Raw genomic sequence first — 13,145 nt, forward strand, 5'->3', positions numbered from 1 at the left:
GATAGCTATACACGAAGACTTCGATGAGCACACCCCTCACCCTATTCAATCCGAGCCCGCTGGTGGGCGGCAAGGCCCTCAAGGGCCAACGGCCCGTGTTCGAGCCGGCCTACAACGCCGCGGCGCATGCGCTGGACGACAGCGAAATCCGGTTCGTCTTCGTGGAGCACGAGGGCGCTATCTGGTACCTGGCCGGGCGCAACAAGGACTTCAACGTGCCGGGGGTGCTGGCCACCTCTCTGGTGTGCGCCTTGCCTGGTGCGAAGAATCATCGCGGCCCGGGGGCCTACGTGGCGCACACGTCCGACGAGTCGGCCGTCGTGCTCACGACTGCCTCGGGCATCCAGACCCACGCAGGCTCGCGTGACGACGTGAGCCGCTTCATCGCCGAACGGGCGGCAGGCCTGGGCGTCTTCGACGTTTCGGCGGACGTGGCGCTGGCTGAGCCCTGGAAGACCGACGCCGGCATGGCGCGCGACTTCATCCGCAAGCTCGCGAGTCGCCTGCTCACACTGGCGGTGGGCGCTTTCGCAGTCCTCGCGGTCGGCGTCGTCGCTGTCAACGCGGCCAAGGCGTACCTCACCCCGGTGTCCACCCTGCACACGGAGCAGATTGAGGCGGAGTTCCGCCGTGCTGCTTCGGAGCTGGAGCGCCTGAAGCTGCAGCCCATTTACAAGCAGCTCAATGACATGCAGTCGCTCGCGACGCTTGCCGTGAGCCAGAAAGGCCGCCTGGTCTATTACCGCGTGGAGCGTACCGGCCATGCCACCTGGGCGCTCGAGCTGCCGGCGTATGTGCCGGCAAAGGTCTACGAGCGCCTGGACAGCAATGTGCGCGTCGAGCAGCTGCCCGGGGGCGCCACCATTTCTGTCACCAACGCTGCGCCCGCGGGCGAGCCGAAAGCTGCGCAATGAAGCTGCTCAAACACAACGCCATCTCCAAGTTCGAAGCCGGCGCAAGCGCCGGCCTGCTGGCGGTGCTGCTCGCCGTGAACGCGGTCGCTGTTGGATACCTCGCCAACGGCGTGCGCGACGTCATCATGCTCAAAAAGCAGACCGCAGTCCTGCCGGAGAGCCTGGCTGCCGCCAAGTCTTTTGCCGTGGAAGCCGCGCCCGTTTCACCGGCAGAACTGGCCGTGGTTGCTCAGACGCTTCGTGCGAGCTACTCCGGCCTGGACATCTCGGTGACCAAGGACAGCAAGCTGAGGGTTGCCGCCAAGAACCTCGAAGACTTCGAAATCTTCCGGCAGTCCATCTACGCGGTCGTTCCGCAGCTGCAGGGCGTGCGCTGGAAGGCCTCTGAGATGTGCTTGGGACCTTGCCCCGCCACCGCGGCGCATCAGGGCAAGGTGCAAAGCGTCGCCGAGGCGGCGAGCAGCCAAGGCGCGCTGACCATCACGCTGAACGCGGAGCGTCTTGGGGTTGCTGGTGCTGCGCCTGCCGCCGCTCCCGCGCCGGAAACGCCCGCCGGCGCTGCGGCGCAGTGAGCGCGCGCGAAGTGCTATACGGCGTGCAACACATGTCTGGGGCGGTGGTCTGAAGTGCCATGGACGCGCACTGGGTGCGTTCATACAACCCAATCCACATAGGGACCTCAACATGAAATTCACCGCCCGCAAGAACGCCCAGAAGGGCTCCGTCCTCGCCATCGTGCTGCTCGTCCTCGCCGTCATCGGCGTGGCCGCGGCGTATTTCTCGTCCGACGCCGCGGGCGGTGGCAGCGCCGACAAGCAGTCCGACAAGGGCACGGCCTCGACCGTCCTGAGCCAGATGGCCTCGGCTGCGAACTCCGCGCGCCTCGGTGTCGCCGACAACGACTTCGACCTGGCCTCGATGACCTACAGCAACCTGCTCGCCAAGGGCGCCGCTGCTGCTGCGCCGGCGAAGAGCACGAGCGCCGCGACCCCCGGCTCCTATGCCGTGAGCACGAACACCGCCGCTGCCGACGGCAAGTCGCACTACCTGGTGAACGTGGACCTCGGCCTGGCCGCCGACGCGAAGGCTGGCCGCGTGTGCTCCGCCATCAACGAAGCCGCGGGCGCCACGACCGCGCTGGCCAGCGTGACGACCGTCACCGGCGCGCTGGACGCGAACGTGAACGTGGGCTGCGTCGCCACCGGCACGAAGTTCACCGCCTTCACGGAAATCGACCGCATCTAAGGCACGAGGGGCTCCTCGCCCCTTCCTTGATGAACCAGAAGGGCCCCCCGGGGCCCTTTTGTGCTGCCTCACACTTCTCGGGTGCGGTGGTCTAAAGGCGAGCAACCCCGTCGACCGCCCAATGACCCACTCTCGCTTCCAATTTTCTCGTCCTTCCCGCCAGCGCGGCGCGCTGATGGTGGTCATTTTGTCCATCATGGCACTTATCGCGACCATTACCGCCTTCGTCGTCGCGAGCTCCCAGTCCAACTACGGCCGCAGCCAGAAGCAACAGACGAACACGCTGGCCGCCAGCCTGATGAATCAGGGCGCAGCGCTGCTCCAGACCGCAAGTGTCCTCATTGCCGAAGGCACTTCACCCGCTGCCATCACCCTCGATGCGACTGCAACGGGTCTCTTCGGCCCGAGCGGCATTTCACTGCCTAACCAGCCTGCCGCCCTGTACGCCACCGGCGCTGCGACCAAAGGCTGGCAGGCGGCTGTCAACAAGTCCATCGCAGTCACAGGCAAGGGAACGACCGCCGTCGACGAGCTGTTCACGAACGTCGGCATTGCCACCGATGTCTGCAAGGTCGTCAACTCCAAGGTCAACGGTCTGAGCTCGATTCCGGCGCAGGCGAGCCTCACTACGACCTACTCCTGGTCCAGCGGGTGCTATTCGCGCGCGGGTGACGGCTTGAACGTGTTCTTCGTGCTGTTTCGCGCGATGTGAGGGCGGCCAATGCTGACCTACATCCTGCTCGCAATGGCCGTTATCGGCGCCCTGGTCTCCACCCTGGTCCCAGGCGACGCCGGGGTGTCAATGGGCCAGCGCATTCGGGAGCAACCGCTGTACGCACCGGTTGTGAGGCGCCTGTTCGACATCCAGGCGGAGTGGGCGGCCTGCTCCAACGCAGCGAGCCCGTGCGCTGCCTCGCGGGGAGCCGTCGAAGCGCAGGCGCCGGTCGTCGTGGCCACGGACCTCATTGCCTCGAACGCGCGGCTGTTCGACAACGCCAGCGGCACCTGCGCGGCTCTGAAGACATGGGCATCCGACGCGGACGTCTGCGGCGGCACGACGCACCCTGCTGCTGCGCTGGCTGTTGCCTATACGGTGACCGGCAGCTGCTATTCGAGCGGCGTGTACGTGGCAGCGGACTGCCTTCCGGGCGGTTTCGCAGTCCGTGCAAAGCTGGTGTGGGTAGCCGCCAATGACACGGTGTCGTCCACCGACGCGGCCCTCACCAAAGCAATGTCCTTCTTTTCGACAAAGGTGCCTTCGTCGGTCGTGGACCCGTCGAATGCCACCGCTACGGTCTACGGAGCGCAGCAATGATTGGCTACATCGTCGGCGCGCTGATGCTCATGAGCATCGTGCTTGGCACCTTCGGCCCGAAGGTGATGCAGGCGTTCGTGCCCGCGGCGGGTACTGCGAAACAGCTTGAGGTGCTCGACCAGCTGAGGCAGCTCGCGCCGCAGCTTGCGCTCAATGGATTCGGTTCCACCTTTCCAACGCCTGGCCGATGGACGTGCTCCACGGGTGCCGCAGGCGCCGGGCTGTGGTCGTGTGTCCCCGCCTTCGCGGTCAGCACAAGCCTTGCACCTTCCGAATACGTTATCTGCCCGTACTGGCAAGGCTACAGGAGCTTTCCAGGCAGCGACGCCGCGAGCGGTCAGCCTAAGACGCCCCTTTGGACCGGCTATGGCCGCGGCTATCCCGGATTCAGCGGCCTGCAGGCGCCTTATGACACCAGAGGCGCCACTATCCGCATGCGCGCTTCCCTGCGCATCATCCACCGCGGCGCCGACAAGAAATTCTCGACGAACTGCCAAACCACTTCGGCCAGCGTGGCGGGCGATGACATCGAGCTGGACCTGCAGTCCACCAACATTGCCGCAATCCGCACGGGCGCCGGCTACAAGGCGCCGGTGGACGACATCAGCACGGTCGCTTCGCCGCAGCTGAATGACGTCCGGCTTGAGCGCTCGTCGAACATGCTCAAAATCTACACGTCGTCGGGCTGGCAGCCGCTCGCACCCGGTGAGGCACCCGCACCGGCATCCGCGCCCTATTCGCCAACGTCGTGCCGCACCGCCGGGTACATCCCGGTCGCGGCAACAACTCTCGCGGACGGCAGCATCGAGCCAGGCTTCTGCGTGAGCAAGTTCGAAGGCGGCTTCGCAGGGTCCCCGGACACGGCGGAAAATCTGTGCAAGGCGCAGCAGGGAAAGGCCCTCATTTCCGGCCGCCAGTGGATGGCAATCGCCAACCAAGCGGCCCAGGACAGCCGCAACTGGACGAGCGGCGTGGTTGGTCAAGGCGCTCTCATACGCGGACACAGCGACGGAGCAGCTGCAGCGCCGGTGGGCGGCGACAACATCCTGACGAACCAGCCGGCAGATGCCGACGGCTACAACGGGACAGGCAATGCCTCTCCTAGCGACCAGCGGCGCACGCTGTACCTCTCGAACGGCCAAGTCATCTGGGACTTCTCGGGAAACCGCGCGGAGTGGACGACGGAGCGCTTCCTGCGAGCTGCCGCACCCATCGCGTTCGCGGACGGCCCGGACTACACCGCCAACGCCTTCCAGGCCGGCGTTGCCGGCGCTCCCGACAAGACCCTGTGCCGCTATTTCACACCCGGCGACTTCTACGTGGGCTGCGCGCAGGGCCCCGCCGGAACGGCACTCACGCTGCAAGGACTGCTGCCTGCCTACGCCAGGCCGACAGCAGTGCCCGCAGGAGACACCTACGCCATGAATCTGGGCGTGCTCAAGCGCGCCTCGCTGGCCGCGAGCACGACTTACCTGGATTACGGTGCGTTGCGCGGCGGCCGTCTCACTTCGCAAACGCTCGGTCGGCTCGGGGGCGTGTTCGAACTCGAGCTCCTGAAGTATTACAGCAGCGCGGCTGGCTCCTATGCGGCGGGCGCTAACCAGGACTACGGCTATCGCTGCGTGGAGACCTACTGATGTACGCGGCACTCATTCTCCTGGTGGCGGCTCTCATGGCGAGCTTCGGCCTGTCCATGCGTACTCACGTGGCTGCAGAAACGCAGCTCGAGGTGCGCCTTTCGCGCGACGTCTCGACCGGCTACAGCTACATGTCAAGTACGGCGGTAGTCACCACGGATACGCTCTCCAATGTAGTGGACTACGTGCTGGCGAATTCGAAAACGGATTCAGCGGGGGTCATCATCCCGCCGACGGCTGCCACAGGCACTGACGTGTGGGGCCGATACCTGCGGGCCTGCTTCGCAAACCGCAGTGACGTCGGCGACGCGGCGTTCGGCAGTTTCTGGTGGAGCACCAGCTACGGTCAAGCTGTGAACCTGCCCAATACGGTGTCCTCGATGACGGCCACCGTGTGGCAGCCGGTGTACCTGGTTCAATCCTCGGGAGCCAGTGGGGTGTTCAGCAAGACCTGCTCACAGGCCCTGCAGACCAACGCCAGCGTGCTTCAGGCGGACACGGCGAATCCCGTGGTCCTGATGCTCCATCCGAAGGCCAACGCGCCCCTGCCGGTGCTTGGCGCTAACCCTTACTTCCGGGACTCGGTTCGCCAGAAATCCGTGCTCGATGCAATGCAGGGTCGCACTGACGGAGAGGTCCGTCTCGCAGTCGTGGAGAAGACCCTTTATCGGTGGGATGCGGCGGCGTCGAAGTGGGTGGCATTGAGCAAGCCGGCGGCGGCGCTTCCGAGCTGCCCGGCGGGCTGGGTGGCCGTTCCCGAGACGACGCTGGCGAATGGCCTGTTCGTCCCGGCGTTCTGCGTTACTTCCGGCGAGGTCCAATCCGGGGAGTCCGCGGAAAGCGCCTCTCCCATTCCGCTTGCAACAGGGCTCGCTACAAATGGCGCGCCTGCCACTCCATCTGTTGCGCTGTTCGACGAGGCGAAGACGATGTGCACCGCGCTTTCGTCCGCGCGCGGCCAGGTCATCTCCGATTCCCAGTGGGAGTCCATCCTGGCGCAGCTGCGCCTTGACGCGCGCAACATCACCGCCGCCGGCGACATGGCGCGTGGAGTGTCGGTAACGGCCGCGAGAGACCTCGGCTACTACGACAAGGGCTACGCCCAACCCTTTGGTGCTTCCAACTGCAGCACCAGGACGTCCGCTGTGGATACCCAGCGCGACCTGTGCCTCGGCGACCAGGTGATTTGGGACTTCGCTGGCAACCTTTCCGAGTGGGTCTACACGGGGCCCAACGGTCTGTCGGACCTGGTGACGCTCAACTACTCGACGAAAACGGCGACCCTGACCGGCAAGGCGGTGGTCCCGCCGGCGTCGCCGGGTTACTGCGACCTGAGTGCTGCGACCTGCACCGCGAGTGGCGGCTCCTACTCCCTGGCGAATCTGTTCAACAAAAAGGGCCTGTGGGCTGTCTATACGAAGACCGGCGTGTACGCGGTGCAGTACGGCACGGGCGCCTATTACACGGTTGCGTCGACCCAGGTGATGCGCGGCGGTGGCGGCCTGTTGCAAGACGACAAGGCGGCTGTCGCCGACACGCGTCCTTACGGCCCTGGCAGCTACGAGCTGGCCGCGGGCGGCTCCGCCCGCGCCGGCGTGCGCTGCACCATGCCGCCGCTGCAGTAATCGCAAAGCGAGAAAGCAAGATGAACGTCGTTTCGGTCTCCATGCTGGCAATCACTGCTCTTTTTGCCATCGGGGCAACAGCGGTGAGCGTGAGCACGTCCTTCTCGGATAGTGCGTCCGCTGCGGACAAGCGCATCCAGCAGAAGCTGGATGTCGCCGCTGCCGTGACCCAGCTGAAGACCTCGGCGCAACCGAATGCTGCAGGCTTTCCTCGCCTGTATCCGCCTCGCGCGCCAGCAGATGGCAGTTACGTGGTGTGCGCGTGGGACATCGGTCCCGGTGCAACGGGCAAGGACTCGGGTGGGGTCTCGCGTTGGACGGTGGGAACTGCAGCACCCACAGCTCGAACCTTGCTGGCGGCGGTCATCAGCCCCGGCCCTGATGGCGTGCTGCAGACAAGTTGCAGTCTTCTCCCCGCTCGCGCTGAGGGCGGTCTGGCGCTTGCCAGCGGCGACGATTTGGTTTCGGCACTGGCGTTGGGTCGTGTGAAGCCCAAGGGCTGGTCGGACCCCAGCATTAGCGTTTCGGACGGGGCCGGATGGGAAGTGCAGGCGGTGGCCGGCCAAGTGCCGTACCTGAGCCAATATGCATCGGGAGACACCAACGCAACCGGCCGCCAGGGCATCGACTTCGCTGTGCCCTGCGAGCGGCTGGCGCAACGAATCTCCAAGGACGCGACCGGGACAGCCACGGTGAACGTGCCGTTCGCATACATCCCGCAGTCCACCTTGAAGGACGGCAAGGTCGTGCCTGCGTTTTGTGTTCAGCGACTGCCTTATCAGGTGCCCGCTGGGTCGACTCAGACCGGCGGCGCCTATTTCATCGACGCGACGAAGTATGCGGGTGAGTGCGAGAGCCAAGGCCTGACGCTGCTGACAAATGACCAGTGGATGTCTATCGCCAACCAAGCGCTCGCCAACTATGAGAACTGGACACGAAGCGATATTCCGGCCTACCCGTCAACGTTCGTTACCGGACCAACCGGCACCCCCGTGCCGTCTGCTTCGATTCCGTCGCTCACCTGGCTGAATACCGCTCGGTCCATTAGCGACGACGACTCGAGCTGGGCCTACGTCAACGGCCAGGGCTACGGTGCGGAGAACTGCGGCTCGTACTACGGCCAAACGAATCCTGTGACGCCTGCCTATGACGCCACTGCGCACACCATGTGCAAGACGTCTCGCGTAATTTATGTCGACTGGTCGACGAAGTGGGGCATTTTCGACATGGCCGGCCTGTGGCACCTCACCGCGGGCAGCGTTCCAACCACAGGCGGTTTGCCGACGAACTTCTACCCGCCCCTGGTGAACGGAACCGACTACAGCTCGATGGTGACGTCTTCGACGGCCACTGGCGGGACCCAGAACTTCGGCCTCGCCCTGCACGGTGGGACTGGCCTCTTCTCGGTTCGCCTGCTGCCCGACCCCACGACCGCGCGCGTGGCCTTCCGTTGTGTGCACGCGCCCAAAGGCTGAAAGGACCTGAACATGCTGTCGTACATCTTCCTCGCGCTTGCCGCCCTGCTCACGCTCGGCTCCCTTGCCCTGAGCGCGCCAAGCTACACCCGCGCTCCGACCATGGACGCGACGGCGGTCATGGTGGAGACGCAGCGTGCGGTCACGGGCCTCACGTCGCTCGTCAACGACACGCAGTACTTCCCGGCGGTCAGCGGCCGCGTAAACGACTTCGGGACACCGGCCACTGATACCGTGTGGCCCCTTTTGAACAACATGAGCGGCTACGGCAGTTCAGCCGTATTTCCCGCTCCGAGCGTACCGGGCTTCGGATTCGCGCTCGCGAATTCGGGCACCTGTGGCCAGTCGTACGCCCAAGGCCTGACCTGCTCTGGCTCCGGCTACATGCTCATTGTCTACATCACGGCGGCGAACCCGGACTTCACCGCCGCGCAGTCCGTGCTCGCCAAGACCTGCGCTCGCATGCCTTCCAGCTGTGTCGCCGGCGCGGGCGGGACGACGACGCTCGCGAAGTACGGCACACAAGCCCGAAGCGCCGCTCTCTTCCGGCTGAGCGGAACAGTCGCCTTCCCTTGAGCAGAGTGCTGGGTGCGTAGATGCGCATTGGCGTATCTGTGCGTCTGTGAACCTGTTCAGGTGCGCCAGCGCGTCCTCGCACCTCGCGCACACCGGCCAACGCGGCCGGCGGGCGGGCTCGCGAAACAGCTCAGGGCACCTGGCTGAGCGACGCCACCAGCTGCGGTTGGTGCTCGCGTGCCGTTACGCTTCTGCGTATTTGTGTTTATGTGCTCGTGTGCGTCTGCGCTTGTGCGGCATTGCGCGCTTGGCGAAGCATGTTCTTCAGCAGGAATACTTCGTCGCGCTGAGCCTTCATGACTTCGCGGGCCTGGGCGAGCTCGGCCTCGAGTTGGCGCACCCGTTGCCGGTCCGTGTCAGCCTGTAGCAGCAGGTGGCGCCGGGTGCCTTCCAGTCGGTCGTACGCCAGCTTCTCCCGGGCGGCCGCTTCCGCAACCAGCTTCTCGCGTTCCTCGGCCCAGTGGTCCTCAGCCTCTTGTGGCGCCGCGGCGGCGGGGGTTTGCGCGTGCTTCGGCTGCTTCCACCAAGCGCTGAGCGCCGGCGAGATGTGTTTGAAGCTGCCGCCGCCCAGTTCGTCGCGCACTGCGCGCACCGTTGGGCGAGTGCCCCGCGCGTAGAGGGCGTCTGCGGCTCGGAATACGGCAGAGGTATCCATTTCCGGCAGTGTAGCATTTGTTACCCGCCAGCGCAAGGGCTCTGCCGCGGCGCGGAAATCAGGAATGTTTCACGGCGAAAAATGGAAGATTCTTCAATGGCGGTAAGCACTTAACTGCTGACCAGTAAAATGCGTGAAACATTCACGCGGCTCCTTCCCAGCAATCGTAAGGGCGCGAGAGTGCGGGCTGTTGCCGCTCGCCTTCTTGAAGGATTTTGGGCTGCGGGTGCGCTTGCCGGCCCTGCTGGAGCTGTGCCACTGCGTAGGTGCGCATGAGCACAGATGTGGTGATACATACGAAAAGCCCCACCGATGTGGGGCCGGGAATCAACCGTTGTCCTTGTTCAGGCGGCGGCTGCCTTGCTCTTGGCCGGCTGGACGGAGAACGCCGTCAGGTCGAGGCTGACACCGGGTGAGCCGTCGCGCTTGCTGAAGAGCTTCGCTTCTGCTCGGCCGCTGACCTCGACGAACTCGCCCTTCTTGAGCGGGTCGCCCGTGGTCTCGTCTACGAAGGCCGTGACCTCGTACCAGGTGGTGGTCTTCTTTTCGTCCTTGCCGAAGCTTTCCGCCAGGCTGAAGCGGTAGTACGGCTTGCCTTCCCTGGTCGAGAGCTTCTTGGGGTCGTTTCCGATGTTTCCGATGACGCGCATGGTTCCTGTTTCCTAAGGTGCTTGGAAGCCAGTTGGACAGGCATCGGCGCCGCACGTCGCGCGTCGTATAGCGAGTGTCCTCGGGCTGCCGGTGCGCTTATGTGCCAAAGCGCATCCGCACAGGTGTGCGCATGAGGGCCGCGCCACGGCGCGCTAGCTAGGAATACGCGTGTTCCAGCCGTGACCCGTTATGCGCGGCTCGTCAGCCGGTCCGCGAGAACCGATGTGGCGATGCGCATGTTCACATTTGCACGCCAGTACCTGTTGCTTCCAAGCCAGTCCGCCCCAGGGCGTCGCGCGGCAGGCGGGTTTCCAGTTCGTTCGACCCTTCCCCGCGTGGTGGCGGGCTGCCAGCGACTGCAACGCGACGGGGCTGAGCGCCTGGTCGTCGCTTCGTTGCGAACGGCGTCGCATGTCGGCCGGCGTCGGTGAGAAAAGGCGCAGAGGTTCATTGGTGCACCTGTGCAAATGTGATTATGCGCGCTACCGCTCCAGATTGCGGTGCTTGACCTTGCGGGTGTAGGCCGACCTGTCCCGTTCGGTCTTGGTGGGAAGAACCCCGAACCGCGGTGTCGGCCGCGGCGTGGGCACAACGAGCTTGTTGGGCTCGGCGGGCGGGGGCTGAGTGGGGCGAGACTTGCGCATTACCGCTTAGACAGCCTGCAGGCGCACGCAACGCGGCATCTTCCGCCTGCCTGCTCCCGGGCGTGCGACTCCAGGCCCACCGCGAGCACCGGCGTGACAGTTTATGCGCCCACAAATGTGCGGTTACGCAAGGGTGCGGATTCACATCGGTGCATGAGCGCTCGTGTGCCGGTGAGCAGCTGCGCGCTAGGGCGCCAAAGTAAACTCAGCCGCTTTGTCGCTCCAACAGCCGCCTCATGGGCCTGATTGAAAACATCCGGGTGGCCGGCACCGGCCAGCTCGTCCCCGCCGACGTGGTGCCCTGCTCGTTCCAGGACGTCGTGGCGTGGCAGCGATACATCCACGACCCCTTCATCCGACCTGGCGGCGGAATCGGATTTGACTGGGACTGGCCCGCTTACTACTTGGCGTGCAACACCTTGGAGACCGCGGCCGGTCGCCAGGTAACGGTTTTCCAGATTCACGTCGAAGGGCCGGGCGGCCAGGCCGTGCCGGTGGCGCAGTGCCTGCTCTCGATGCCGTATGCCTTTCCCGGTGCGCCAAAAGGCGGGCCGGACCCGCAGTGCGTGTTCGTCTGGTACGTCTCCGCGGCGCCAGTCGCGGCGCTGCGGCAGAGGGGTGTACTACACAAGTTCGCCACCCTCGCGCCTGTGCTGGACACCGCAATCCAGATGAGCGCTTTCTACGGTCTGGGCGGACGCATCGGGCTGCACGCCGCCCGCGGTCGCACGGAATCTGAGAGCCAGGAACTGGTCAAACGGTATCTGGGGCACGGACTTGCCCGCCGCGCCAGCGGAAGGGGCTTCTGGCGGTTTCTGGCCAGGAAGGAAGACGGCCGGCTGTTCTATTTCGACAGCGCTGCCGCCCTCGCCTATGCGGCGAACCAGGACGACTTGCGGCCTGGCCCCTAAGCTGTTAGAAGGACTAAAGTAGATTTATGAGCGCACTGACGAGCCACATCCGGGACTCTGAACGCACACCGCCGGTGGTGAGCGAGGTCCTTTCCGATGACGCGTACAAGCGCGGGGTCGAGCTCGCGTTCTATGAACGCATGGTGAGGCTGACATTCATGGTGTCCAGGGCGTCGCTTCGAGCGGCCCGGGAGCAACGGGGTGATGCACTCACGGCTGACGTGCAGGCGCACCTGCAGGCGCACCGCAGCCCGATGTTCGCCCGTCTGGCCCGTGCCATGGAGAAGGAGCAGCCGCCGAGTCCCGATTTCGGCCAGTTCAGGAGCCGTGACCGGTAAGGCGTGCTCCGGCGACCATACCGAGGCGGCCCGCGTGGCCGCCTTTTTGTTGCGTTGCGCAGAGGCGCAGCTGCGCAAGCGAGGGTCTGCACATATACACATTGGCGCATACGCGCCAAAACGCATAAACTCATCGGTGCACATGGGGATGGACGCGTTTTCGCCTGCTCACTACCTGGCCAGGACACGCCGGGCGGACGCGGTGGTCTACATAGACTTCGATGGGGTCGTTCAGCACCACGCGGTGTACTGCACGCCCAAGCGCGGTATCCACCTGCGAGCGCCTGGCCGAAGCCTGTTCGAGTGGACACCCCACCTCGAGGAACTGTTGCGGCCGTACCCTGAGTTCAAGTTGGTCCTGAGCACCAGCTGGGCACGTCGCCCGGGTTTCGGCAAGGCCAAGGCGCGACTGCCGTCCAGCCTGCAGGCACGCGTCATCGGGTCGACATTCCATCGACGGGTCCATGGCGCCGATGCTTGGGTGGAGCAAGGGTTCCTGCTGTCGCCTCGCGGGGAGCAGGTCCTGGCGGACGTGGCCCGTCGCAAGCCCCTCGTCTGGTGCGCGCTGGACGATGACGCCGAGGGGTGGCCGGTGCCGTACCTGCGCCATCTGGTGCAGTGCGACAGCGAACTCGGCCTCAGTTGCCCGGCCACGCGTGAGCGGGCGGCCGCAAAGTTGGCGGAAATGGCGAGCGAGCTCGAAGCGCTGCGCCGCGGGGCAGGGCAGGGCGCATAAACTGCAGACGCGCGCCTCTGCGCAGACGCAGCTCTGCGCGCCTGCGCCCCTGCACAAAATAAAATATGCGGAAATGTGCTGATGTGGTGAAACACATTTGCGCGGGCGCGGTCTAACCGACATCTGACGCGAGATGGAGCAGGCTGGTAGCTCGGCGGGCTCATAACCCGCAGGTCAGGGGTTCAAATCCCCTTCTCGCAACCATCTTTCGAGGTGTTGATGGTGGTTGGTGTGTATCAGGCACTTCAGGCAGGCACTCTCGCGATTCTTCAGGACACGCCGACAGCAAGCCCAATCTGGAGCACTCCCCCCTCTTGCTCCGTAGCGAACACGGCTCTGGCGGCCGGCTGCCCAGGAACCAGAAACAGGAAGGCACCTTCGGGTGCCTTTTCTTTTTCCTTGACCCCGTGGTGGCCTGTGCCC

The 13,145-nt window shown here is 65.0% G+C and carries 14 protein-coding genes and 1 tRNA gene; 13 read left to right on the plus strand and 2 right to left on the minus strand.

Features of this window, described 5'->3' with window-relative positions; translation table 11 throughout:
• Positions 1 to 23 precede the first annotated feature (23 nt).
• The 9 genes from JI746_RS21785 (at position 24) to JI746_RS21825 (ending at position 8,787) form a co-directional block, all read left to right on the plus strand.
• A complete protein-coding gene (locus JI746_RS21785) occupies positions 24 to 914 on the plus strand; it encodes a hypothetical protein (protein ID WP_201692388.1) in 891 nt (296 codons plus the stop codon).
• Positions 911 to 1,486, plus strand: a complete 576-nt coding sequence (locus tag JI746_RS21790; protein ID WP_201692389.1) for a hypothetical protein — start codon at positions 911 to 913, stop codon at positions 1,484 to 1,486. Before JI746_RS21785 ends, JI746_RS21790 begins: the two co-directional genes overlap by 4 nt.
• Before the next feature lie 112 nt (positions 1,487 to 1,598).
• Positions 1,599 to 2,159 (plus strand): hypothetical protein, encoded by a 561-nt coding sequence (locus JI746_RS21795; RefSeq protein ID WP_201692390.1) that lies wholly within the window; start codon positions 1,599 to 1,601, stop codon positions 2,157 to 2,159.
• A 121-nt stretch (positions 2,160 to 2,280) separates the two neighbouring features.
• A complete protein-coding gene (locus tag JI746_RS21800) occupies positions 2,281 to 2,871 on the plus strand; it encodes a hypothetical protein (RefSeq protein WP_201692391.1) in 591 nt (196 codons plus the stop codon).
• Positions 2,872 to 2,880: 9 nt separating this feature from the next.
• Positions 2,881 to 3,474: a hypothetical protein gene (locus tag JI746_RS21805; protein WP_201692392.1), complete on the plus strand. Its 594-nt coding sequence runs from the start codon at positions 2,881 to 2,883 to the stop codon at positions 3,472 to 3,474.
• A complete protein-coding gene (locus tag JI746_RS21810) occupies positions 3,471 to 5,111 on the plus strand; it encodes a hypothetical protein (RefSeq protein ID WP_201692393.1) in 1,641 nt (546 codons plus the stop codon). The genes JI746_RS21805 and JI746_RS21810 overlap by 4 nt, the downstream gene beginning before the upstream one ends.
• Positions 5,111 to 6,736 carry a hypothetical protein gene (locus JI746_RS21815; RefSeq protein ID WP_201692394.1) on the plus strand — a complete coding sequence of 542 codons (1,626 nt, stop codon included), beginning with the start codon at positions 5,111 to 5,113 and terminating at the stop codon, positions 6,734 to 6,736. Before JI746_RS21810 ends, JI746_RS21815 begins: the two co-directional genes overlap by 1 nt.
• A 20-nt stretch (positions 6,737 to 6,756) precedes the next feature.
• Positions 6,757 to 8,211 carry a hypothetical protein gene (locus tag JI746_RS21820; protein WP_201692395.1) on the plus strand — a complete coding sequence of 485 codons (1,455 nt, stop codon included), beginning with the start codon at positions 6,757 to 6,759 and terminating at the stop codon, positions 8,209 to 8,211.
• Positions 8,212 to 8,223: 12 nt separating this feature from the next.
• Complete coding sequence (locus JI746_RS21825; RefSeq protein WP_201692396.1) at positions 8,224 to 8,787, plus strand: hypothetical protein; 564 nt, start codon at positions 8,224 to 8,226, stop codon at positions 8,785 to 8,787.
• A gap of 205 nt (positions 8,788 to 8,992) precedes the next feature.
• Here JI746_RS21825 and JI746_RS21830 read toward each other — a convergent pair whose 3' ends face one another.
• The gene (locus JI746_RS21830; RefSeq protein WP_201692397.1) at positions 8,993 to 9,442 is read right to left on the minus strand and encodes a DNA-binding protein; all 450 of its coding nucleotides are present in this window, start codon (positions 9,440 to 9,442) and stop codon (positions 8,993 to 8,995) included.
• A 344-nt stretch (positions 9,443 to 9,786) separates the two neighbouring features.
• Positions 9,787 to 10,092, minus strand: coding sequence for a single-stranded DNA-binding protein (locus JI746_RS21835; RefSeq protein ID WP_201692398.1), 306 nt, complete (start codon positions 10,090 to 10,092; stop codon positions 9,787 to 9,789).
• 881 nt (positions 10,093 to 10,973) lie between these two features.
• Here JI746_RS21835 and JI746_RS21840 point away from each other — a divergent pair.
• From JI746_RS21840 to JI746_RS21855, 4 genes are all read left to right on the plus strand, one after another.
• On the plus strand, positions 10,974 to 11,648 hold the full coding sequence (locus tag JI746_RS21840) for a hypothetical protein (RefSeq protein ID WP_201692399.1): 675 nt from the start codon (positions 10,974 to 10,976) through the stop codon (positions 11,646 to 11,648).
• Positions 11,649 to 11,674: 26 nt separating this feature from the next.
• Complete coding sequence (locus JI746_RS21845) at positions 11,675 to 11,986, plus strand: hypothetical protein (protein WP_201692400.1); 312 nt, start codon at positions 11,675 to 11,677, stop codon at positions 11,984 to 11,986.
• Positions 11,976 to 12,722: an HAD domain-containing protein gene (locus JI746_RS21850; RefSeq protein ID WP_330893054.1), complete on the plus strand. Its 747-nt coding sequence runs from the start codon at positions 11,976 to 11,978 to the stop codon at positions 12,720 to 12,722. Before JI746_RS21845 ends, JI746_RS21850 begins: the two co-directional genes overlap by 11 nt.
• A gap of 127 nt (positions 12,723 to 12,849) precedes the next feature.
• Positions 12,850 to 12,926 (plus strand) — tRNA-Met (locus tag JI746_RS21855).
• Positions 12,927 to 13,145: the final 219 nt, after the last annotated feature.

The sequence above is a fragment of the Ramlibacter alkalitolerans genome, assembly GCF_016722765.1.
In the GTDB taxonomy this organism is placed as follows: domain Bacteria; phylum Pseudomonadota; class Gammaproteobacteria; order Burkholderiales; family Burkholderiaceae_C; genus Ramlibacter; species Ramlibacter alkalitolerans.

Coding starts and splice junctions, on each gene's coding strand:
- JI746_RS21840 (WP_201692399.1), top strand. CDS start 10,974: ATGGGCCTGATTGAAAACATCCGGGTGGCCGGCACCGGCCAGCTCGTC.
- JI746_RS21835 (WP_201692398.1), bottom strand. CDS start 10,092: ATGCGCGTCATCGGAAACATCGGAAACGACCCCAAGAAGCTCTCGACC.
- JI746_RS21815 (WP_201692394.1), top strand. CDS start 5,111: ATGTACGCGGCACTCATTCTCCTGGTGGCGGCTCTCATGGCGAGCTTC.
- JI746_RS21805 (WP_201692392.1), top strand. CDS start 2,881: ATGCTGACCTACATCCTGCTCGCAATGGCCGTTATCGGCGCCCTGGTC.
- JI746_RS21820 (WP_201692395.1), top strand. CDS start 6,757: ATGAACGTCGTTTCGGTCTCCATGCTGGCAATCACTGCTCTTTTTGCC.
- JI746_RS21785 (WP_201692388.1), top strand. CDS start 24: ATGAGCACACCCCTCACCCTATTCAATCCGAGCCCGCTGGTGGGCGGC.
- JI746_RS21790 (WP_201692389.1), top strand. CDS start 911: ATGAAGCTGCTCAAACACAACGCCATCTCCAAGTTCGAAGCCGGCGCA.
- JI746_RS21830 (WP_201692397.1), bottom strand. CDS start 9,442: ATGGATACCTCTGCCGTATTCCGAGCCGCAGACGCCCTCTACGCGCGG.
- JI746_RS21800 (WP_201692391.1), top strand. CDS start 2,281: ATGACCCACTCTCGCTTCCAATTTTCTCGTCCTTCCCGCCAGCGCGGC.
- JI746_RS21810 (WP_201692393.1), top strand. CDS start 3,471: ATGATTGGCTACATCGTCGGCGCGCTGATGCTCATGAGCATCGTGCTT.
- JI746_RS21795 (WP_201692390.1), top strand. CDS start 1,599: ATGAAATTCACCGCCCGCAAGAACGCCCAGAAGGGCTCCGTCCTCGCC.
- JI746_RS21825 (WP_201692396.1), top strand. CDS start 8,224: ATGCTGTCGTACATCTTCCTCGCGCTTGCCGCCCTGCTCACGCTCGGC.
- JI746_RS21845 (WP_201692400.1), top strand. CDS start 11,675: ATGAGCGCACTGACGAGCCACATCCGGGACTCTGAACGCACACCGCCG.